General features: G+C 70.7%; 16 protein-coding genes and 1 pseudogene. 10 read left to right on the top strand and 7 right to left on the bottom strand.

The genetic code is table 11. The annotated features are described in order from the left end of the window. Positions 1 to 32: 32 nt before the first annotated feature. Positions 33 to 1235: an acetyl-CoA C-acetyltransferase gene (locus ACFWP5_RS16005; RefSeq protein ID WP_384155749.1), complete on the bottom strand. Its 1203-nt coding sequence runs from the start codon at positions 1233 to 1235 to the stop codon at positions 33 to 35. Positions 1236 to 1384: 149 nt separating this feature from the next. Between ACFWP5_RS16005 and mce the strand changes: the two genes are divergently transcribed. The 3 genes from mce (at position 1385) to ACFWP5_RS15990 (ending at position 7012) form a co-directional block, all read left to right on the top strand. Next, positions 1385 to 1825: a methylmalonyl-CoA epimerase gene (gene mce, locus ACFWP5_RS16000; protein ID WP_033285428.1), complete on the top strand. Its 441-nt coding sequence runs from the start codon at positions 1385 to 1387 to the stop codon at positions 1823 to 1825. 209 nt (positions 1826 to 2034) lie between these two features. Then, a complete protein-coding gene (gene scy, locus ACFWP5_RS15995) occupies positions 2035 to 5883 on the top strand; it encodes a polarized growth protein Scy (protein ID WP_384155746.1) in 3849 nt (1282 codons plus the stop codon). A 193-nt stretch (positions 5884 to 6076) separates the two neighbouring features. Continuing rightward, complete coding sequence (locus ACFWP5_RS15990) at positions 6077 to 7012, top strand: cellulose-binding protein (protein ID WP_384155744.1); 936 nt, start codon at positions 6077 to 6079, stop codon at positions 7010 to 7012. Positions 7013 to 7096: 84 nt separating this feature from the next. On the opposite strand, the gene ACFWP5_RS15985 is transcribed toward ACFWP5_RS15990, so the two are convergent. After that, the gene (locus ACFWP5_RS15985) at positions 7097 to 7672 is read right to left on the bottom strand and encodes a TetR/AcrR family transcriptional regulator (RefSeq protein WP_384155741.1); all 576 of its coding nucleotides are present in this window, start codon (positions 7670 to 7672) and stop codon (positions 7097 to 7099) included. A 358-nt stretch (positions 7673 to 8030) separates the two neighbouring features. Between ACFWP5_RS15985 and ACFWP5_RS15980 the strand changes: the two are divergent. The 5 genes and pseudogenes from ACFWP5_RS15980 to ACFWP5_RS15960 all read left to right on the top strand — a co-directional run. Beyond that, positions 8031 to 9164, top strand: a pseudogene (locus tag ACFWP5_RS15980) (DHA2 family efflux MFS transporter permease subunit); the annotation flags it as partial. 9 nt (positions 9165 to 9173) lie between these two features. Next, positions 9174 to 10154, top strand: a complete 981-nt coding sequence (locus ACFWP5_RS15975; protein ID WP_384155738.1) for an ABC transporter ATP-binding protein — start codon at positions 9174 to 9176, stop codon at positions 10152 to 10154. A 2-nt stretch (positions 10155 to 10156) separates the two neighbouring features. After that, complete coding sequence (locus ACFWP5_RS15970) at positions 10157 to 10927, top strand: ABC transporter permease (RefSeq protein WP_384155735.1); 771 nt, start codon at positions 10157 to 10159, stop codon at positions 10925 to 10927. 123 nt (positions 10928 to 11050) lie between these two features. Continuing rightward, the gene (locus ACFWP5_RS15965) at positions 11051 to 12388 is read left to right on the top strand and encodes an ABC transporter ATP-binding protein (RefSeq protein WP_384155732.1); all 1338 of its coding nucleotides are present in this window, start codon (positions 11051 to 11053) and stop codon (positions 12386 to 12388) included. Beyond that, positions 12385 to 13257, top strand: a complete 873-nt coding sequence (locus tag ACFWP5_RS15960) for an ABC transporter permease (RefSeq protein ID WP_384155729.1) — start codon at positions 12385 to 12387, stop codon at positions 13255 to 13257. The genes ACFWP5_RS15965 and ACFWP5_RS15960 overlap by 4 nt, the downstream gene beginning before the upstream one ends. Before the next feature lie 12 nt (positions 13258 to 13269). Here the strand turns inward: ACFWP5_RS15960 and ACFWP5_RS15955 are convergent, their stop codons facing one another. Continuing rightward, the gene (locus ACFWP5_RS15955; RefSeq protein WP_384155726.1) at positions 13270 to 13602 is read right to left on the bottom strand and encodes an ATP/GTP-binding protein; all 333 of its coding nucleotides are present in this window, start codon (positions 13600 to 13602) and stop codon (positions 13270 to 13272) included. Positions 13603 to 13823: 221 nt separating this feature from the next. Between ACFWP5_RS15955 and ACFWP5_RS15950 the strand changes: the two genes are divergently transcribed. Continuing rightward, positions 13824 to 14852 carry an LLM class flavin-dependent oxidoreductase gene (locus tag ACFWP5_RS15950; protein ID WP_384155723.1) on the top strand — a complete coding sequence of 343 codons (1029 nt, stop codon included), beginning with the start codon at positions 13824 to 13826 and terminating at the stop codon, positions 14850 to 14852. 78 nt (positions 14853 to 14930) lie between these two features. Here the strand turns inward: ACFWP5_RS15950 and ACFWP5_RS15945 are convergent, their stop codons facing one another. Beyond that, positions 14931 to 15323, bottom strand: a complete 393-nt coding sequence (locus ACFWP5_RS15945) for an SCO5389 family protein (RefSeq protein WP_019060740.1) — start codon at positions 15321 to 15323, stop codon at positions 14931 to 14933. A gap of 307 nt (positions 15324 to 15630) precedes the next feature. On the opposite strand from ACFWP5_RS15945, the gene nucS reads away from it, so the two are divergent. Next, positions 15631 to 16302, top strand: a complete 672-nt coding sequence (gene nucS / locus ACFWP5_RS15940; RefSeq protein WP_384155720.1) for an endonuclease NucS — start codon at positions 15631 to 15633, stop codon at positions 16300 to 16302. A gap of 86 nt (positions 16303 to 16388) precedes the next feature. Here nucS and ACFWP5_RS15935 read toward each other — a convergent pair whose 3' ends face one another. From ACFWP5_RS15935 to ACFWP5_RS15925, 3 genes are all read right to left on the bottom strand, one after another. Then, positions 16389 to 18908 (bottom strand): ATP-binding protein, encoded by a 2520-nt coding sequence (locus ACFWP5_RS15935; protein WP_384155717.1) that lies wholly within the window; start codon positions 18906 to 18908, stop codon positions 16389 to 16391. A gap of 276 nt (positions 18909 to 19184) precedes the next feature. After that, complete coding sequence (locus ACFWP5_RS15930; protein ID WP_019060737.1) at positions 19185 to 19508, bottom strand: STAS domain-containing protein; 324 nt, start codon at positions 19506 to 19508, stop codon at positions 19185 to 19187. Between the two features lie 145 nt (positions 19509 to 19653). Continuing rightward, positions 19654 to 20297 (bottom strand): 3-hydroxyacyl-CoA dehydrogenase family protein (locus ACFWP5_RS15925; protein WP_384155714.1); only part of this gene is annotated, 644 nt, incomplete at its 5' end.

Raw genomic sequence — 20297 nt, 5'->3', positions numbered from 1 at the left:
GCTCCGTTCCTAGAGATATCCGTACGACATGCTCAGGCCTTGGGTACCCGCACGATCAGCGCGTCACCCTGACCGCCGCCGCCGCACAGCGCCGCCGCGCCGACCCCGCCACCGCGCCGCTTGAGCTCCAGGGCCAGGTGCAGCACCAGGCGGGCGCCCGACATGCCGATGGGGTGGCCCAGGGCGATGGCCCCGCCATTGACGTTCACCTTTTCCGTGGACACCCCGAGGTCCTTCATTGACTGCACGGCCACGGCGGCGAAGGCCTCGTTGATCTCGATCAGGTCGAGGCTCTCGACCTCCAGGCCCTCCTTCTTCAGGGCGTGCAGGATCGCGTTGGACGGCTGCGACTGGAGGGAGTTGTCGGGTCCCGCCACATTTCCGTGGGCGCCGATCTCGGCGATCCACTCCAGGCCCAGCTCCTGCGCCTTGGTCTTGCTCATCACGACCACGGCCGCCGCACCGTCCGAGATCTGCGATGCGGTACCGGCGGTGATCGTGCCGTCCTTGGTGAACGCCGGGCGCAGCTTGCCCAGCGACTCGACCGTGGTCTCCGCGCGGATGCCCTCGTCCTTGCTGAAGACGACCGGCTCGCCCTTGCGCTGCGGGATCTCGACGGGGGTGATCTCGGCCTCGAAGACGCCGTTCTGCTGCGCGGCCGCCGCCCGCTGGTGGGACAGGGCGGCGATCTCGTCCTGCTCGGGGCGGGCGATGCCGAGCCGCGTGTTGTGCTTCTCCGTGGACTCGCCCATCGCGATGTTCTCGAAGGCGTCGGTCAGGCCGTCGTGGGCCATCGCGTCGAGCATCTCGATCGCGCCGTACTTGTATCCCTCGCGGGACTTGGGGAGCAGGTGGGGGGCGTTGGTCATGGACTCCTGGCCGCCCGCGACGACGATCTCGAACTCACCTGCACGGATGAGCTGGTCGGCGAGCGCGATGGCGTCGAGGCCCGAGAGGCAGACCTTGTTGATGGTGAGCGCGGGGACGCTCATGGGGATGCCCGCCTTGACGGCGGCCTGGCGTGCCGGGATCTGCCCTGCCCCGGCCTGGAGCACCTGGCCCATGATCACGTACTGCACCTGGTCGCCACCGATACCCGCACGGTCGAGGGCGGCCTTGATCGCGAAGCCGCCGAGATCGGCTCCGGAGAAGGACTTCAGGGAGCCCAGCAGGCGTCCCATGGGCGTCCGGGCGCCCGAGACGATCACCGAGGTCGTGCTGTTCGTTCCAGACATGAGGTGCGATCCCCTTCCAGCGTGTTTCAGCTGAGGAGTGAACGAGGGTTTACTTGAAATGTACTGAGCGGTAGTCCACCCCGTCATCGGGCCGTCGGTGTGATCGCGCGCACGTTGCGTAACCATCGCGCGAGCGCTGCACTACATACATGCTGACGCGAATCGACCACATCGGGATCGCCTGCTTCGACCTCGACAAGACAGTCGAGTTCTACCGGGCCACGTACGGCTTCGAGGTGTTCCACTCCGAGGTCAACGAGGAGCAGGGCGTACGCGAGGCCATGTTGAAGATCAACAACACGGACGACGGCGGTGCCTCCTACCTCCAGCTCCTCGAACCGACCCGCGAGGACTCCGCCGTAGGAAAGTGGCTGGCGAAGAACGGGGAGGGTGTCCACCACATCGCCTTCGGTACGGCGGACGTCGACACGGACTCCGAGGACATCCGGGGCAAGGGCGTACGCGTTCTGTACGAGGAGCCCCGGCGCGGCTCCATGGGGTCACGGATCACGTTCCTGCATCCAAAGGATTGCCATGGCGTACTGACAGAACTGGTCACTTCGGCGCCTGTTGAGTCACCTGAGCACTGACCCGCGTACATATGGGCCGGTAGGGTTGGGGTCGGTCGTCGCTCGCAACCAGGGCGACCGCATGCCGGGGTCCGGGTTTCGGGGGGCGAGCGTCGGGCAGCAGCCCATGCTCCGTCGTTGATCTGACACCATTCCCCGGGAGCACCGTCCGGCGGATGGACGGGGCTCGTTGGAGTAAACCGCGACCAGGGGACGGATGGGACCGCGCAGTGCGGGGCTACGAACGCCAGGAGCGAGAGCCGGCGGCTGACGTCGACCACCTCTCTCGGTTCGAGGCCGAGATGGAGCGGCTGAAGACCGAGCGGGAAAAGGCGATCCAGCATGCCGAGGACCTCGGCTACCAGGTCGAGGTGCTGCGCGCCAAGCTGCACGAGGCGCGCCGCACCCTCATGTCCCGACCGGCTTACGACGGCGGTGACATCGGCTACCAGGCCGAGCAGATGCTTCGTAATGCCCAGGTCCAGGCCGACCAGTTGCGGCAGGACGCCGAGCGGGAGCTGAGCCAGGCCCGCGCGCAGACCCAGCGCATCCTCCAGGAGCACGCCGAGCAGGCCGCGCGCCTCCAGGCGGAGCTGCACACGGAGGCCGTGACCCGGCGCCAGCAGCTCGACCAGGAGCTGGCCGAGCGCCGGCAGACCGTCGAGTCGCACGTCAACGAGAACGTGGCGTGGGCCGAGCAGCTCCGCGCCCGCTCCGAGTCGCAGGCCCGCCGTCTCGTGGACGAGTCGCGGGCCGAGGCCGACCAGGCCCTGGCCGCCGCCCGCGCCGAGGCCGAGCGGGTCGCCACCGAGGCCCGCCAGCGGCTGGAGATCGACGCCGAGACGGCCCGCGCGGAGGCCGAGCAACTCCTGCGCCGTGCCCGCACGGACGCCGAGCGGCTGCTGAACGCGGCTTCCTCGCAGGCCCAGGAGGCCACCGACCACGCCGAGCAGCTGCGCAGCTCCACGGTCAACGAGTCGGATTCCGCCCGCCGTCAGGCCACCGAAATGAGCCGGGCCGCCGAGACCCGCATGGCCGAGGCCGAAACCTCACTGCGTGAGGCGCGCCTGGAGGCGGAGAAGGTCCTCTCCGAGGCCAAGGAGGCCGCCGCCAAGGCCCTCGCGAGCGCCGAGTCGGCCAACGAGCAGCGCACGCGGACGGCGAAGGAGCAGGTCGCCCGGCTGGTGACGGAGGCCACCAAGGAGGCCGAGTCCACCAAGTCGGACGCCGAGCAGGTCGTCGCCGAGGCGCAGGCCAAGGCCGACAAGATCGTCGCGGAGGCCGAGGAGAACGCCCGCAGCCTCACCGCCGAGGAGACCGCCTCCCAGCTCGCGAAGGCCGCCCGTACCGCCGAGGACGTGCTCGACAAGGCGTCCGAGGAAGCCAAGAACACCACGAAGGCCGCCACCGAGGAGGCCGAGCGGATCCGCTCCGAGGCGGAGGCCGAGGCCGACCGGCTGCGCGCCCAGGCGCACGACATCGCCGAGGGGCTCAAGGGCGCGGCGAAGGACGACACCAAGGAGTACCGGGCCAAGACGGTCGAGCTGCAGGAGGAGGCGCGCCGGCTGCGCGGCGAGGCCGAGCAGCTGCGCGCCGACGCGGTCGGCGAGGGCGAGCGCATCCGCGCCGAGGCCCGCCGCGAGGCCGTCCAGCAGATCGAGGAGGCGGCCAAGACCGCCGAGGAACTGCTGTCGAAGGCCCGTGTCGACGCCGACGAGCTGCGTCAGACCGCCGCCACGGACAGCGAGAAGGTCCGCACCGAGGCCATCGAGCGCGCCACCACGCTGCGCCGCCAGGCCGAGGAGACCCTCGACCGCACCCGCAAGGAAGCGGAGCGGCACCGCTCGGAGGTCATCGAGCAGTCCGAGGGCATCAAGGCCGACGCCGAACAGGCCGCGCGCGACCTGCGCGACGAGACCGAGCGGGCCATAGAGGCACGCCGCGAGGAGGCCGCCGAGGGCCTGAGGCGGCTGCACACGGAGACCGAGGAGCGGCTCGCCGCTGCCGAGCAGGCACTCATCGACGCCCGCGAGGAGGCCGAGCGGATCCGCCGCGAGGCGGCCGAAGAGACCGAGCGACTGCGCGGCGAGGCCGCCGACCGCATCCGCTCCCTCCAGGCGCAGGCCGAGACGGAGGCCGACCGGCTGCGCAACGAGGCCGCGGGCGACGCGTCCGCCTCGCGCGCCGAGGGCGAGGCCATCGCCGTACGCCTGCGGTCCGAGGCGTCGGCCGAGGCCGAGCGGCTGAAGACCGAGGCGCAGGACACCGCCGACCGGGTCCGCGCGGAGGCGCAGGCCGCCGCCGAGCGGCTGGCCACGGAGGCGTCGGAGACGCTGGCCGCCGCCCAGGAGGAGGCCGTACGACGTCGTCGTGAGGCCGAGGAGCTGCTCGGGTCGGCCCGTGAGGAGGCCGGGCAGGAGCGCGAGCAGGCCCGCGAGCAGAGCGAGGAGCTGCTGGCCTCGGCGCGCAACCGCGTCGAGGAGGCACAGGGCGAGGCCGTACGGCTGGTCGAGGAGGCCGACCGGCGTGCCACCGAGATGGTGTCGGGCGCCGAGCAACACGCCCAGCAGGTACGGGAGTCGGTCGCCGGGCTGCACGAGCAGGCGCAGGAGGAGATCTCCGGGATCAGGTCGGCCGCCGAGCACGTGGCGGACCGCACCCGGCGCGAGGCGCAGGAGGAGGCGGACCGGGTCCGCGCCGACGCGTACAGCGAGCGGGAGCGGGCCACCGAGGACGCCAACCGCGTCCGGCGCCGGGCGGCCGAGGAGACGGACGCCGCCAAGGCCCTTGCGGAGCGCACCGTTTCGGACGCGATCGCGGAGTCCGAGCGGCTGCGGTCGGAGTCGGCCGAGCACGCCCAGCAGGTGCGCACCCAGGCGTCGGACACGATCGCGCAGGCCGACCAGGACGCGGCGCGGGCCCGGGCGGACGCCCGCGAGGACGCCAACCGGATCCGTTCGGACGCGGCGACGCAGGCCGACACCCTCATCACCGAGGTGACGGCGGAGGCGGAGCGGCTCCAGACGGAGACGATCAACGAGGCCGAGCGGGTGCGGTCGGAGGCCGTGGCCAAGGCCGAGAAACTCATCTCGGACGCGACCGGGGACGCGGAGCGGCTGCGTGCCGAGGCCGCCGACACGGTGGGGTCCGCGCAGCAGCACTCCGAGCGGATCCGCAGCGAGGCCGCACGCCTCAAGGCGGAAGCGGCGGCGGACGCCGAGCGGGTCACCTCGGCGGCGCGCGAGGAGTCCGAGCGGATGCTGGACGAGGCCCGCAAGGAGGCCAACAAACGGCGCTCCGAGGCGGCCGAGCAGGTCGACACCCTCATCACGGAGACCGCGGCCGAGGCCGACAAGCTGCTCAGCGAGGCCCAGCAGCAGGCGCAGAAGACGACGGCGGACGCCGAGGCGCAGGCCGACTCCATGGTCGGCGCGGCCCGCAGCGAGGCCGACCGGCTGGTGTCCGAGGGCACGGTCGAGGGCAACTCCCGGGTGGAGCAGGCCCGTACGGACGCGGACGAGCTGCTCATCGGCGCGCGCCGGGACGCCACCGCCATAAGGGAGCGGTCCGAGGAACTGCGCGACCGCATCACCATCGAGATCGAGAACCTGCACGAGCGGGCCCGCCGTGAGTCCGCCGAGACGATGAAGTCGGCCGGCGACCGCTGCGACGCGCTCATCAAGGCCGCGGAGGAGCAGCTCGGCAAGGCGCAGGCGAAGGCCAAGGAGCTGGTCTCGGAGGCCAACTCCGAGGCGGGCAAGGTCCGTATCGCCGCCGTGAAGAAGGCCGAGGGTCTCCTCAAGGAGGCCGAGCAGAAGAAGTCCACGCTGATCCGCGAGGCGGAGGAGCTGAAGGCGGAGGCGATCCGCGAGGCCCGCCGCACGGTCGAGGAGGGCAAGCGCGATCTGGAGGTGCTGGTGCGCCGCCGCGAGGACATCAACGCCGAGATCTCCCGTGTCCAGGACGTCCTGGAAGCGTTGGAGTCTTTCGAGGCCCCGACAGTGGCCAAGGACGGCGGGGTCAAGGCGGGAGTCACCGCGGGCGCAACTCGTTCGGGTGGCAAGTCCGTTGAAGGCTAGGAAAGGCTGGGAGCCTCCTGTGAGGTTCGGGCGTTCTGAGGCCTTTGACCCGGTCTTTGGCAAGCGGTCCGACGGTTAGCCACTCAAAAGGGGTGTCATTCTCCAGATCAAACACGCATCCGCTCGATGACACACCGCTTCGGCCCCTAGGATTCCCCCTATCACCTCACCGGTCTCATTCGACAGGAACCCCATGAGCGACACTTCCCCCTACGGCTTCGAGCTTGTGCGGCGTGGGTACGACCGCGCTCAGGTGGACGAACGCATCTCGAAGCTCGTCTCCGACCGTGACAGCGCTCTGGCCCGTATCACTGCTCTCGAAAAGCGCATCGAGGAGCTCCACCTCGAAACGCAGAACGCCGCGGCCCAGGTAAGCGACGCAGAGCCGTCGTACGCCGGTCTCGGCGCGCGGGTCGAGAAGATCCTCCGCCTCGCCGAGGAAGAGGCCAAGGACCTGCGCGAGGAGGCACGGCGCGCGGCCGAGCAGCACCGCGAACTCGCGGAGTCCGCTGCTCAGCAGGTCCGCAACGACGCAGAATCGTTCGCTGCGGAGCGCAAGTCCAAGGCGGAGGACGAGGGCGTCCGGATCGTCGAGAAGGCCAAGAGCGACTCCGCCCAGCTGCGTGGCGAGGCCCAGAAGGACGCGCAGCAGAAGCGCGAGGAGGCCGACGCCCTCTTCGAGGAGACCCGCGCCAAGGCCGCGCAGGCCGCCGCCGACTTCGAGACGAACCTCGCCAAGCGTCGCGAGCAGTCCGAGCGCGACCTGGCGTCGCGTCAGCAGAAGGCGGAGAAGCGCCTCGCGGAGATCGAGCACCGCGCGGAGCAGCTCCGGCTGGAGGCCGAGAAGCTGCGCACGGACGCCGAGCGTCGCGCCCGTCAGACGGTGGAGACGGCTCAGCGCCAGGCCGAGGACATCGTGGCCGACGCGAACGCCAAGGCCGACCGCATCCGCTCGGAGTCCGAGCGCGAGCTGGCCGCCCTGACGAACCGTCGCGACAGCATCAACGCGCAGCTGACGAACGTGCGCGAGATGCTCGCCACGCTCACCGGTGCCGCGGTGGCCGCCGCGACCTCGCCGGTCGAGGACGAGCCGATCTCTCGTGGAGTTCCGGCTCAGCAGTCCCGGTAAGCACCGGTCAGTAGGTATGTGAACGCCGGCTGAGGCCCGCATTCCCTTCGGGGGTGCGGGCCTCAGCCGTGTCCCGGCCGTGTCTCAGCCGTGTCTGCCGTGTCCGGCGAGCAGGGGCAGGTACACGGCGTCCACGATCTCGACCAGGGCGGAGTCGGCGACCGGGTCGCGGGAGATGACCATCTCGTAACGCAGCAGCTGGGCGGGGACGGTGACGACCCGCCGGGGAAGGTCGGCGGTGGGGATCTCGCCCCGCCGCACGGCCCGCTGAAGCAGGGTCAGCAGGATGTCGTGCATGATCCCGAACACCTTCGGGTCCAGGTCGGGCGCCTCCGCCAGCAGGCCCCGGATGACGTCGGGCCCGATCTCCCGCTGCCGTACGACCATCAGCCGCAGCAGGGTCAGTACGTCCTCGCGCAGCTCCCCGGTGTCGGGGAGGTGGTCGGCGATGAAGCCGGTGCGGTGGGGCATGGCGGCCTTGACGAGTTCGGCGCGGTTGGGCCAGCGCCGGTAGAGGACCTGCTTGCCGGTGCGGGCGCGGGCCGCGACGCCCTCCATGGTGAGGCGGGCGTAGCCGACCTCGGCCAGCTCCTCCCATACGGCGTCCAGGATGTCGGCCTCCAGCGCGGCCCCGCGCCGCCGCGTCTGCTCTCCGGTCATCACCGGCACCTTCCACTTAGGAGACCTTGCGTCTCTTATCGGGCCCAGCCTATCGTGGCCCTTTAGAGACGCAGCGTCTCTAAAGGGGTTACCACCTTGTCCGACACCACCGTCCGCTCCTCCGAACACCTCGACCCGGCCGTCCGCAGGCTCGCCGACATCCTCGTGCTCGGCGCCCTCGCCCCGCTCCTCGACAGCACGATCGTCTCCATAGCCCTGCACACCCTGGGCCACGACCTGAACGCCTCCACGACGAGCCGATGGGGGTCCCCCCACGCCTTTAAGGCAGTGGGGGAGGGTCAGCACCGCATATCTCCTCACCCTCGCGACGGTCGTCCCGGTCTCCGGCTGGGCCGTCGAACGCTTCGACTCCCGGAGCGTCTGGCTCGGCGCGCTGACCCTCTTCCTCGCCGGGTCCCTGCTCTGCGGGCTCGCCTGGAACATCGGCTCGCTGATCGCCTTCCGGGTCGTCCAGGGCATCGGCGGCGGACTGCTGCTGCCCGTCCTGCAGACCCTGGTCATGCGAGCCGCCGGCGGTCGCAGCCTCGGCCGCCTGATGGCGGTGATCACCCTGCCCGCCATGGTCGTACCGATCCTCGGCCCGGTCGTCGGCGGCCTGATCGTCGGCCACCTCAGCTGGCGCTGGATCTTCTACGTCAACCTGCCCGTCTGCCTCCTGGCCCTCGCCCTGGCCTGGCGCGGCGTCCCGAAGGACACCCCGCGCCCCGGCCACCACCTGGACCTGACCGGCCTCCTGCTCCTCTCCCCCGGCCTCGCCACCCTGGTCTACGGCCTGTCCGAGACCGGCGTCGCCCGCGCGACGGCGGTCCCGGTGGGCGCCGTACTGATCGCCCTGTTCGCCCGTCACGCGCTGCGCGCCCGCGAACCCCTCGTCGATCTACGGCTGTTCCAGGACCGCGCGTTCGCCGTCTCCTCGGTGCTGACCTTCCTGAACGGGCTCGCCCTGTTCGGCGGGATGTTCCTGCTCCCCCTCTACTACCAACAGGCGCGCGGCGAGGGCGTGATCGCGGCCGGGCTGCTACTGGCGCCGCAAGAGCTGGGCAGTCTGCTGGCCCGGGCCACCGGACCGCTGACCGACCGGCTCGGGCCGCGCCCGGTCGCCGTGGCGGCCATGCTGCTGTGCGCGCTGGGCACCCTCCCCTTCCTTCTCCCGCGTCCCGGCGCCGCCCCGCTCCTCGTCGCCCTGGTCGTGCGGGGCCTCGGGGTGAGCGCGGCCAACATGGCGGTCATGGTGGGCGCGTACCAAGGTCTCGACCGCGCCCGTATCCCGCACGCGAGCACCACCGTCCGGATCGTGCAGCAGCTCGGCGGGTCCGTCGGCACCGCCGTACTGGCGACGGTCCTGGCGCACGGACACGGCGGCACGGCGTTCCCGCACGCGTTCGGCTGGGCCACCGCGTTCACCGTTGTTGCCTGCGGTGTCGGACTCTGTTTGCCCGTTCGGGTGGCATCCGCCGAACGCCCGTCTTAGCGTGGCCGCATGATCGAGCTCGACGGGCTGACCAAGCGGTACGGCGAGAAGATGGCGGTCAACAACCTCACCTTCGCCGTCAGACCCGGCATCGTCACGGGCTTCCTCGGCCCGAACGGCGCCGGCAAGTCGACGACGATGCGCATGATGCTCGGGCTCGACCGGCCGACCGCCGGTGACGTGCGCATCGACGGCCAGCGCTACGACCAGCTCAAGGACCCGCTGAAGTACATCGGCGCCCTCCTCGACGCCAAGGCCATGCACGGCGGGCGCAGCGCCTTCAACCACCTGCTGTGTCTCGCGCAGAGCAACGGGATCCCGAACAGCCGGGTGCACGAGGTGCTCGACACCGTCGGGCTCACGACGGTGGCGAAGAAGAAGGCCAAGGGGTTCTCGCTCGGCATGGGCCAGCGGCTCGGTATCGCGGGCGCGCTGCTCGGTGATCCGCGGATCCTGATGTTCGACGAGCCGGTCAACGGGCTCGACCCCGAGGGCATCCACTGGATCCGCAACCTGATGAAGTCCCTTGCCGGGCAGGGCCGTACGGTCTTCGTCTCCTCGCACCTGATGAGCGAGATGGCGCTGACGGCCGATCACCTCGTCGTCATCGGCCAGGGCCGGCTCCTCGCGGACACCTCCATGGCCGACTTCATCCAGCAGAACTCGCGGTCCTACGTCCGGATCCGCACCCCGCACCGCGAGCGGCTGCTCGACGTGCTGCACCAGACCGGGATCACCGTGGTCGAATCCGGCAACGGGACCCTTGAGGTCGACGGGAGCAGGTCCGAGCAGATCGGTGAGCTGGCCGCGGGGCACCAGATCACGTTGCACGAGCTGAGTCCCCAACAGGCCTCCCTGGAGGAGGCGTTCATGCAGTTGACCGCGGAGTCGGTGGAGTACCACGCGCACAGTGACGCGCCCTCCGACGTGCAGATCCCCGAGGCACCGGCCGCGCGGCCGGGCTGGGGCGACGGCTGGAAGAAGGACTGAGCATGGCGGCGACCCAGGTCATCCGGTCGGAGTGGACCAAGATCCGTTCCGTCGCGTCGACGGTGTGGACGCTCTCCCTCGCCGTGGTGGTGACGATCGGGCTCGGCATGCTGATCTCGGCGCTGTCGAAGAGCCAGTTCGACGACATGAGCGCCAAGGACAAGCTGTCCTTCGACCCGACGTTCATCAGCTTCGCCGGGATGAGTCTCGGGCAGCTCGCGATGATCGTGTTCGGGGTGCTCGTCGTGTCGAACGAGTACAGCACCGGCATGATCCGCACCTCGCTCGCGGCGGTCCCGCAGCGCGGCACGTTCCTGTTCGGCAAGATCGCGGTGGCCACCGGGCTCTGTCTCGTCGTCGGGCTGGTGACCAGCTTCGTCACGTTCTTCCTCGGGCAGGCGATGCTCGGCTCCCACAAGGCGGAGATCAGCGACCCGGGCGTGCTGCGCGCGGTGATCGGCGGCGGGCTCTACATGACCCTGATCGCGATGTTCTCCATGGGCGTCGCCTCGATGCTGCGCTCGCCGATGCTGTCGCTGGGCATCCTGATGCCGTTCTTCTTCCTGATCTCCAACATCCTCGGCAACGTCTCCGCGACGAAGAAGATCGGCCAGTACCTGCCCGACCAGGCCGGCAGCAAGATCATGCAGGTGGTCACCCCGGTGGACGACTCCGCGCCCTACGGACCCTGGGGCGGGTTCGGGATCATGGCCCTGTGGGTGCTGGCGGCGCTCGTCGGCGCGTACGTTCTGCTGAAGCGGCGGGACGCGTAGCGCGGGCACGGCTCGGGCGTTGCTTTACTTTCTCTTGGGCGGAACCGTCAGCGCCCCGATATCCTCCTAACCCTTACGGGGGCGTGTGCCCTGCTGTCCTGATCCTTTCGATGGGTGCGGAGCATGATCGAGGCTGTCGGCCTGACCAAGCGATACGGCGACAAGACCGCCGTGTACAACCTTTCCTTCCAGGTGCGGCCCGGTGCCGTCACCGGCTTCCTCGGGCCCAACGGCTCGGGCAAGTCGACGACGATGCGCATGATCCTCGGCCTGGACAACCCCACGTCGGGCCAGGTGACGATCGGCGGCTTCCCCTACCGCAAGCTGCCGAACGCCCCCCGTCAGGTCGGCGCCCTCCTCGACGCCAAGGCCGTGCACGGCGGCCGCAGCGCCCGCAGCCATCTGCTGAGCCTGGCCCAGCTCTCGGGCATCCCGGCCCGGCGCGTGGACGAGGTGCTCGGGGTCGTGGGCCTCCAGGATGTGGCGAGAAAGCGCTCCAAGGGCTTCTCACTCGGCATGGGACAGCGACTCGGCATCGCCGCCGCGCTCCTCGGCGACCCGCAGGTGCTGCTCTTCGACGAGCCGGTCAACGGGCTCGACCCCGAGGGCATCCTGTGGGTGCGGAACCTGATGAAGGCGCTCGCGGCGGAGGGCCGTACCGTCTTCGTCTCCTCCCACCTCATGAGCGAGATGGCGGTGACCGCCGACCACCTGATCGTGATCGGGCGCGGGCAGCTCCTCTCGGACATGAGCGTGCGGGACTTCATCTCGGCGAACTCGGCCGACTTCGCGCGCGTGCGCACCCCCGACAGCGAGCCCCAGCTGCGCGAGAAGCTGACCTCCGCGCTGACCGAGGCGGGCGGCCACGTGCTGCCCGAGCAGGACGGCGGGCTGCGCGTCACGGGACTGCCGCTGCCGCGCATCAGCGACATCGCGCACGACACGGACGTACGCCTGTGGGAGCTGTCCCCGCATCAGGCCTCGCTGGAGGAGGCGTACATGCGGATGACGCAGGGCGCCGTCGACTACCGCTCGACGATCGACCAGAAGGCCGGCCTGATGCAGCAACTGCCGCCGGGCGCACAGCCGCCCATGCCGGTACCGGGCCAGGGCCAGCCGGGCTGGTACGCGCCTCCGTCACCCCAGCAGGGCGGCCGGCCGTTCGGCATGGCGCAGCCTCCGGCGAATCCTTACGGCACCCCGAATCCGTACGGCGCCCCTGCGGCGCCCGGCGCGGTCGCACCGGGCCCGTACGCGGCTCCGGCGCCCCAGGCCCCGCAGACGCCCGCACAGCCGCCTCAGGCCCCGGCTCCGGATGCGCCCGCGGTTCAGGCCACGGCCGCCGCTCCGGCTCCGGCCGTGGAGGCGACCCCGGCCCCCGCCGCAGCCGCGTCCGCCCCCGCGCAGCCCTCCTCCCCCGCACCCGCCGCCGACCTGACCAAGCCCGAGGACGCCCGATGAGTACGCCCCAGCCCCCGATGCCGCAGGCAGCCGCGCCCAACTGGCAGGCGGCGCCCGGTCCTTCGTACGGCGGGTACACCTCGCCGATCCCGGTGGTGCGCACGCATCTCGGGCATGCGCTCGCCTCCGAGTGGACGAAGATCAAGTCGGTGCGTTCGACGCTCTGGACGCTCGGTGTGTTCGTGGTCCTCGTCGTCGGCATCGGCCTGCTCGCCGCCGCCGTGGTCAGCAACTCCTCCTCGGAGCTGAACGACGAGAACCCGCTGTCCTACGGCTTCTTCGGGCTGCTGCTCGGCTGCATGTGCGTCATCACGCTCGGCGTGCTGACCACGGCCTCGGAGTACGGCACCGGCATGATCCGCACGACGATGACCGCCTGCCCCAGCCGCGGCCGGGTCCTCGCGGCGAAGTCGATCGTGTTCTTCGGGGTCGCCTTCGTGGTCACGCTGGCGGCCTCGACGTTCGTCGCCTTCGTGGACGCCTCACTGCTGGAGAACAACGGCGCGAGGGACCCGTCCGCAAGCGAGTGGTTCAAGGGGACGGTCGGCGTCTCCCTCTACATCGCGCTCCTCGGGCTGCTCTCGCTGATCATCGGCTCGATCATCCGGCACTCGGCGGGCGCCATCACCGTCATGATCGGCGCCGTGCTCGCCCCGCTGGTCATCGCGCTGTTCATGTTCTCGCAGTCGCTGGAGGGCGTACGCCAGAGGCTGTTCGAGTACTCGATCCCGAACCAGATGAGCGTCTTCTACTCCAACTCCCTCACCGATTCCGGCCCTTCGGGCTGGGACCCGCTGTGGATCATCGTGGGCGTGACGGCCGTGGCGTTCGCGGGCGCGGTCGCGCTGCTGGAGAAGCGGGACGTGTAGGTCGTAGGACTCTCAGAACCTCGGCGCGTTCCTGGACCGCTGCACCCGTGTGGTGCGGCGGTCCTTCGCGTTCCAGCAGGCCTTGTGCCAGTGGCGGCGGTCGTCGACGCCCGCGTGCTCCGGCCAGGCCACGACGTGCGGGACACCGGAGGGGATCTGCTGGTCGCAGCCGGGGCAGCGGTACGTCTTGCCCTGCGCGCTCGCCCCGGCGACATGGCGCACGCTCCACTCCTCGCCCTGCCAGTGCTCCGCGGACTGCCAGCCGCCGTAGCGGCCGGAGCGGTCGTCGTCGGCACTCTGGCCGGGGGAACCGGACTCCTTGGGTCGGTTGCGACGCGGGGACACAGAACACCTCACGGGGCTATACAGGAGGCAAGGGCTGTGTCCAGCCTACGTGGCGCGCGCAGGGGTATGCGAAGGGCATCAACCCGCACAAGTCCCCCTCGGGACCGCGCATTCTGCAGACAATCCGCAAATCTCTTTGCCAGGCCGTGTCCTCGGCACGTGTCGCACGGTTATGCCCGGTGGGGGAGCTCCGTGTCGGGGCCAAGGAAGCAGGAAAAGCCATGCGCGTCGGAAGTTTTGTGTTGGCGGCCCAGTTCCCGGGGCAGGGCCAGGGGGAGGCACTGCACCGCGCGGTCCGCTCGGTGGAGGTCGCGGAGGAAGCCGGTCTCGACACGGCCTGGCTGGCCGAACACCATTTCGTGCCCTACGGCACCTGCCCGTCCGCGATCACCCTGGCCGCGTTACTGCTGGGCCGCACCCAGCGCATCCGCGTCGGCACCGCGGTCAGCGTGCTGCCCACCGTCCACCCGGTCGCCCTCGGCGAGCAGGCCGCGCTGCTGCACGTGACGAGCGGGGGACGCTTCTCGCTGGGCGTGGGGCGCGGCGGGCCGTGGGTCGACCTGGAGGTGTTCGGCTCGGGCCTCGCGGCGTACGAACAGGGGTTCCCGGAATCACTCGATCTGCTGGTGCGCTGGCTGCGCGAGCCGTCGGTCGCGGGCCCCGGGGGCCGCTTCGCGTTCCGTGAAGTCCCCGTCGTACCAAGGCCGTCGGAGGCGCTGTCGGACGCGCCGGGCCCCGAGGTCGTCGTCGCCTGCACCTCGCCCGCGAGCGTGCGGCTGGCGGCCGAGCGGGGCCTGCCGATGCTCCTGGGCATGCATGTCGGGGACGAGGAGAAGGCCGAGATGGTCGCCCTGTGGCGGCAGTGCGCGCGGGCGGCCCGGCGGCCGGCGGAGGAGATCCTCGGCGCGGCCCATGTGTCGGCCGGCGTCTGCCAGATCGCGGACAAGCGTGCCGACGCCGTGGAGACCCTGGTGAAGGCGATGCCGGGCTGGCTCAAGCAGGGGCTCGACGCCCATGTGACGGTGGACGACCGCGAGCGCCGGATGCGCGACCCGCTGGCGTACACCGAACTCCTCTGCGGGCTGCACCCGGTGGGCACCCCGCGACTGTGCGCCGACCGGCTCGCGGCGACCTCGGAGCGGACCGGCATCTCCCGCTTCGCGCTGCTCGTCGAGGGGTCCGGGGACCTCGCGGCCACCGAGGAGAACGTACGGCGGCTCGGTGCCGAGGTGCTCCCTCACCTCGGCTGAGCGAACCGCGGGGAGCTTGCCGCCCCGTACAGTGCACCTCCCGCGCACGGAGCGGCAAGCAGTGCGCCGTCCGCCGCGTCAGCAGTCCCGGAACTCCGGGGACTGGTTCAGCAGCTGACTGCGCACCGAGGTGAAGCGGGCCAGCGTCTCGTCGACCGAGCCGTCCAGCGGGAACACCGCCACCCGATGGCAGTTCTGGAAGGCAAGACGTACACCGAAGTGCCGCTGCAGCGCGCCGCGTATCGCGTCACTCGCGAGCGCACGCAGCAACTGACCGCGTGCCTGCTCGTCCGGCGGCGGCGTCTGGTTGTCGGCGAACGCACCGCCGTCGACCTTCAGCTGAGCCACCAGGGAGCTGATCATCTCCCACGCGTAAGGCAGGGAGGTCCGGACGCAGTCGACGAATTCAGCTTCGTCGACCTCGCCTCGCTCGGCCTTTTCGAGTAGGGCCGGTGAGACGTCGAGCGACATGGGTTCTCCTCTCGCACCCCCAACTCGCGGGGGTTGCCGGACAGGTAAGGGAGTCCGCGATTACGAACACGCTGCGTACACGTCTCGCGACCTCCCGTTTATACGGTAGGCAACGGAGGGTGGCGGCACCAGGAGAATGCGTACATAGGGAACTCTCAATAGGCCCACAATCGGCCACTAATGAACAAGGGGCGTCACGGGTCTTCCAGGACAACAGGGGCGGCCCGCAGGACCCGTTCGAGGGCGGTGGCGGGAGACGGGTGGGCGAATCGCGTGCACCCACGCCCGTCGAGTAGCGTTGCCGACCATGCGTCTCGTCATTGCCCGGTGTTCTGTGGACTACGCGGGCCGGCTCACCGCCCACCTCCCCTCCGCCCCCCGTCTGATCCTGGTGAAGGCGGACGGCAGCGTCTCGATCCACGCGGACGACCGGGCCTACAAGCCCCTCAACTGGATGTCGCCGCCCTGCACGCTGAAGGAGGGTTCCGGCGATGACGAAGGCGTCTGGACCGTCATCAACAAGGCGGGCGAGAAGCTCATCATCACGATGGAGGAGATCCTCCACGACTCCTCGCACGAACTCGGCGTGGACCCCGGCCTGATCAAGGACGGCGTGGAAGCGCACCTCCAGGAGCTGCTCGCCGACCGCATCGACACCCTCGGCGAGGGCTACACGCTGATCCGCCGCGAGTACATGACGGCCATCGGCCCGGTCGACATCCTGTGCCGGGACGCCGAGGGCCAGACCGTCGCGATCGAGATCAAGCGGCGCGGGGAGATCGACGGCGTGGAGCAACTCACGCGCTACCTGGAGCTGTTGAACCGCGACCCCCATCTCGCCCCGGTCCGCGGCGTCTTCGCCGCCCAGGAGATCAAGCCCCAGGCCCGCGTCCTCGCCACCGACCGCGGCATCGGCTGCACCGTCCTGGACTACAACGCCCTCCGCGGCATCGAGGACGACAAACTGCGCCTGTTCTGAACAGCCGTCGCCAGACACCGACTTCACTACGACGAAAAGGGCCGGTTCCGATCATCGGAGCCGGCCCTTTCGTGTCGTACGGAGGGTCAGATGACGGCACCCGCACTACTCGACGTGTCCGCGCTGCTGCCGACCGGCGCGGCCGAACTCGTCGTCTCGACGGGGGCACTTGAGGCCGCGCCGCTCGCCGAGGTCTCGGTGGACGGGGTGATCGACGGCGCGGGCGACTCGGTCGGCGTCGGGGACCCGCTCTGGGACGGTGACGCCGAAGTGCTCGGGGACGTCGACTTCGTCGGAGTCGGACTCGACGAAGTCGGCCTGCTCGACGTGGACTTGGTCGGCGACGGCGTGTGCGACCCGTTCCCCGACCCGCTCGTCCCGCTCGGGTTGTCCGAAGGCTGCCCGCTGTCCGTCGGCGTCGGATCGTCCGACGTGCCGTAAGTCCCGTCCGGGCCCGGGTCGGTTGGCCGGCTGGTCGCCGTGCCCGTGTTGTCGCCCTTCTTCGCCTTGTCGGCGCCGAGGCTGTCGTCGCCGGTGCCCTGGCTGGCGGACGGGTTGACGCCGACCTTGTCGGACGGGTTGTCGGCGTTGTTGTTGTTGGACGTGGCGCCCAGGGTCACGACCGTGCCGAGGACGGCGGCGAGCAGGACGCCCGCGCCGGCCGCGACGAGGTTGCGCCGGGCGTAGCCGCGCAGGCCGCCCCGGGCCTTGTTGTGGGACTTCGGGGGCGAGGCCTGGTGCGCGACGAGGGTGTAGGTGTCGCCGGGCGGCTGGAGCGGCGGGAAGGGCGCCGGTATGCCGCCGGGCGGCGAGGCCGACTCCTCGTAGCGAGCGTCCGGCACTTCCTCGCCGGCCGTGGAGCCGAGGCCGAGCGCGATGCCGGAGCGGTCGGCGACCAGGGCGAGGGCGCGCCGCCCCGCGACGGTGCCGCGCTTGTCGGCGGCGACGCCGCGCAGGCCGATGGACGACTCCAGTTCGGCACGGGCCCGGTCGAGGTCGCCCTCGCAGAGCGCGAGGACGCCCAACTCATGCTGGAAATAGGCCTGTTCACTCACATCGGCGGCAAGCTCGGCGGCCTCGATGCCGGAGCGCAGCGCACGCTCCCAGGCGCTCCAGTGCAGCCCGGCGGCGAACGCGGGCGCTGCCGTGCGGGCGAGTTGGACGGTGGTGCTCTCCTCGCCCTCGCCGGGCGGTGTCGTCGCCGGCACCAGGGCGACGAGGGCGGCGAGCAGGGCGTCCGCCTCGGCGCACACGCGCTCGGGCGTGACCGAGGGGTGTCCGGCCCACCAGGAGTAGTGCAGGGCGGCGATGAGGGCACCGGACGCGACCTCGTCGCCGTATCCGGCGGCCTCCAGCTGGGTCTGGACGCCGGCGGCGAGCCGGTAGCGGGAGCCGACCGGGGAGACCAGTCCGCAGCCCGCGAGTTCACCGAGGGCGGCGTCCGCGTGGGTGTCGCCGACGAGCGCGGGCAGATGCGCCTGGTGCGGCACCTCACCGCCGAGCGCGACGGCGAAGCGCAGGGTGGCGCGGGCCGAGGTGCTGAGCCGGGAGGCGAGCAGCGGCGCGGGCGCGGCGGCCTCACCGAGGGACGGCAGGGGTACGGCGTCGGCCTCGTCGGCGGCGAGGGGCGGCGCGTCGAAGGGCGCGTCGACGGGGGGCACGTCCTGGAAGACGCCGAACTCCTCGACGGCACTGGTGCCGACGCGCAGTTGGTCGCGCTGCCGGAGCAGGGCGCCGGCCTGGACGAAGCGCAGGGGCAGGCCCTCGGACTCGAAGTACAGGTCGCCCGCCCAGTTCGCCTCCTCCTCGGTGAGGACGCGGCCCACGGCGCGCTCCAGGACCTCCACGGCGCCGGGCCGGCCCAGTCCGCCGAGGAAGACCTCCTCGATGGCGGAGTCCGCGGACGGTGCCGGGACCTCCGGGGTCGCCGCGATCAGGAAGGCGCACTCGGGCGTCGCGTCGAGGAGTTCGTCGAGCGCGGACGCGCCGAACTCGATGTCGTCCAGGACGACGACCGCGCCGATCTCCCGCGTCAGCGCGAGGAGTTCCTCCCGGCCGGGCCGGTGCAGGGGTGCGTCGTAGACGGCGTAGAAGAGGTCGTACAGGAGGTCGGTGGCCGTGCGGTGGAAGCCGGTGAGGCGGATCACGCCGTCGGGGGCGAGGTCCAGGCAGTCCTCGGCGACGAGGTCGAGCAGGCTGGTGCGCCCGGAGCCCGAGGGGCCGGTGAGGCGTACGGAACGGCCGCGGGCGAGCAGCCGTACGAGACGCTCACGCTCCTCCTGGCGCTCCAGGAGCGGCAGTTCGGGGCGCTTCAGGCCGGGCGGGACGGGCGGTCTGGCCGCGCGGGCCGTCTCGGCGCGCTCGGCGGCGCCGAACTTCGCGGGCCGGCCGGGCCGCTGGCCGGGCGGGCAGGCCTCGATCTCGCTGCCGTCGACGGGGTTGACGGTGAGCAGGAAGTCACCGGTGACCAGCTGCACGGTGCGGGCGAGCGCGGGTGTGTGCTGGCCGAAGTCGGGTGTGTGGGGTTCCCGGGGCGGGCGCAGACGCGACGACGTGTCGTCGCCGTCATGGCCGTACTCCTCGGGTCCCCGGTCGATCGGGTCCATAGGTCCAAGCCCCCCAAAAGCGTCGTGTGCGGGTCGACAGGACCCAAGGCCCCTCCCGGCCTTGTGCACACCGCGCTGTCGCTTCTGGTCCGGGCCCGCTCGAAGGGTTGTAAGGCAGCGGGCGACCGAACCCTAAACCTTCGCACAGTATCTACGACAGCCCGGGGTACCGCGCCGCCCGAGACGTCACAGTCTCGTGAGGATTGTGCGCGCCGCACATTTCCCGGGCACCTGACGAGGCCACTTCGGAAAAGTGTGACACTTTCGGCGAAAGTGTCACACTCTGGGAAGTGACTCCACCCCGATACCGCCCTCGATGGCGAGGATGCGGTGCAGCCGGGTGGCCACGAGCAGGCGCTGCATCTGCGGCGGTACGCGGCGCAGCACCAGACGGCGACCGCAGCGGCCGGCCCGTCGGTGGGCTCCCATGATGACGCCGAGGCCGGTGGCGTCCCAGGAGTCGAGCTCGGACAGGTCCAGCACCAGATCGCCGACTCCGTCGTCGACGGCCGAGTGAAGGACCGTACGGGCGTCCGCCGCGCTGCGGACGTCGAGGCGGCCCCCGACGACCAGCTCGACGTGGTCGCCCCTGATGTACATATGCGCTCCCCGTGAGTGCGGTGGCGTACTCCGTGATGTGGGTGATGCAACCTCTGACTGCGTGAAGTGCCGGGAGGTTGCCGTCTGTGAGCGAACCGATACCGAATTCACCCCTGCGTGTGATGGCTGAGGGGCGTGTGCGGTTTCAGTGCTTGTAGAAGCCCTGCCCGCTCTTGCGTCCGATGTCACCGGCGTCCACCATTCGGCGCATCAGCTCCGGCGGGGCGAACTTCTCGTCCTGTGACTCGGTGTAGATGTTGCTCGTCGCGTGCAGCAGGATGTCGACGCCGGTGAGGTCCGCGGTGGCCAGCGGGCCCATCGCGTGGCCGAAGCCCAGCTTGCAGGCGAGGTCGATGTCCTCGGCGGTGGCGACGCCCGACTCGTACAGCTTCGCCGCCTCGACGACGAGCGCCGAGATGAGACGGGTCGTCACGAACCCGGCCACGTCACGGTTGACGACGATGCAGGTCTTGCCGACGGATTCGGCGAACTCCCTTGCGGTGGCGAGGGTTTCGTCGCTCGTCTTGTATCCGCGCACCAGCTCGCACAGCCCCATCATCGGGACCGGTGAGAAGAAGTGCGTTCCCACGACGCGCTCCGGACGCTCCGTCACGGCCGCGATCTTCGTGATCGGGATGGCGGAGGTGTTGGAGGCGAGTACGGCGTCCTCGCGCGCGATCTTGTCCAGCGCGCGGAAGATCTCGTGCTTGACTTCCAGCTTCTCGAAGACGGCCTCGACGACGATGTCCGCGTCGCCGACGGCGTCGAGGTCGGTGGTCGCCGTGATAC

This window comes from Streptomyces sp. NPDC058469, from assembly GCF_042721125.1.
Taxonomy (GTDB): domain Bacteria; phylum Actinomycetota; class Actinomycetes; order Streptomycetales; family Streptomycetaceae; genus Streptomyces.
The sequence above is the reverse complement of the archived record's forward strand: the minus strand, read 5'-3'. Positions and strand labels throughout refer to the sequence as shown.

Excerpts from the sequence above, each read along its gene's own strand:
- ACFWP5_RS16005 (WP_384155749.1), bottom strand. The coding sequence starts at position 1,235 with ATGTCTGGAACGAACAGCACGACCTCGGTGATCGTCTCGGGCGCCCGG.
- mce (WP_033285428.1), top strand. The coding sequence starts at position 1,385 with ATGCTGACGCGAATCGACCACATCGGGATCGCCTGCTTCGACCTCGAC.
- ACFWP5_RS15990 (WP_384155744.1), top strand. The coding sequence starts at position 6,077 with ATGAGCGACACTTCCCCCTACGGCTTCGAGCTTGTGCGGCGTGGGTAC.
- ACFWP5_RS15985 (WP_384155741.1), bottom strand. The coding sequence starts at position 7,672 with ATGACCGGAGAGCAGACGCGGCGGCGCGGGGCCGCGCTGGAGGCCGAC.
- ACFWP5_RS15975 (WP_384155738.1), top strand. The coding sequence starts at position 9,174 with ATGATCGAGCTCGACGGGCTGACCAAGCGGTACGGCGAGAAGATGGCG.
- ACFWP5_RS15970 (WP_384155735.1), top strand. The coding sequence starts at position 10,157 with ATGGCGGCGACCCAGGTCATCCGGTCGGAGTGGACCAAGATCCGTTCC.
- ACFWP5_RS15965 (WP_384155732.1), top strand. The coding sequence starts at position 11,051 with ATGATCGAGGCTGTCGGCCTGACCAAGCGATACGGCGACAAGACCGCC.
- ACFWP5_RS15960 (WP_384155729.1), top strand. The coding sequence starts at position 12,385 with ATGAGTACGCCCCAGCCCCCGATGCCGCAGGCAGCCGCGCCCAACTGG.
- ACFWP5_RS15950 (WP_384155723.1), top strand. The coding sequence starts at position 13,824 with ATGCGCGTCGGAAGTTTTGTGTTGGCGGCCCAGTTCCCGGGGCAGGGC.
- ACFWP5_RS15945 (WP_019060740.1), bottom strand. The coding sequence starts at position 15,323 with ATGTCGCTCGACGTCTCACCGGCCCTACTCGAAAAGGCCGAGCGAGGC.
- nucS (WP_384155720.1), top strand. The coding sequence starts at position 15,631 with ATGCGTCTCGTCATTGCCCGGTGTTCTGTGGACTACGCGGGCCGGCTC.
- ACFWP5_RS15935 (WP_384155717.1), bottom strand. The coding sequence starts at position 18,908 with ATGGACCCGATCGACCGGGGACCCGAGGAGTACGGCCATGACGGCGAC.
- ACFWP5_RS15930 (WP_019060737.1), bottom strand. The coding sequence starts at position 19,508 with ATGTACATCAGGGGCGACCACGTCGAGCTGGTCGTCGGGGGCCGCCTC.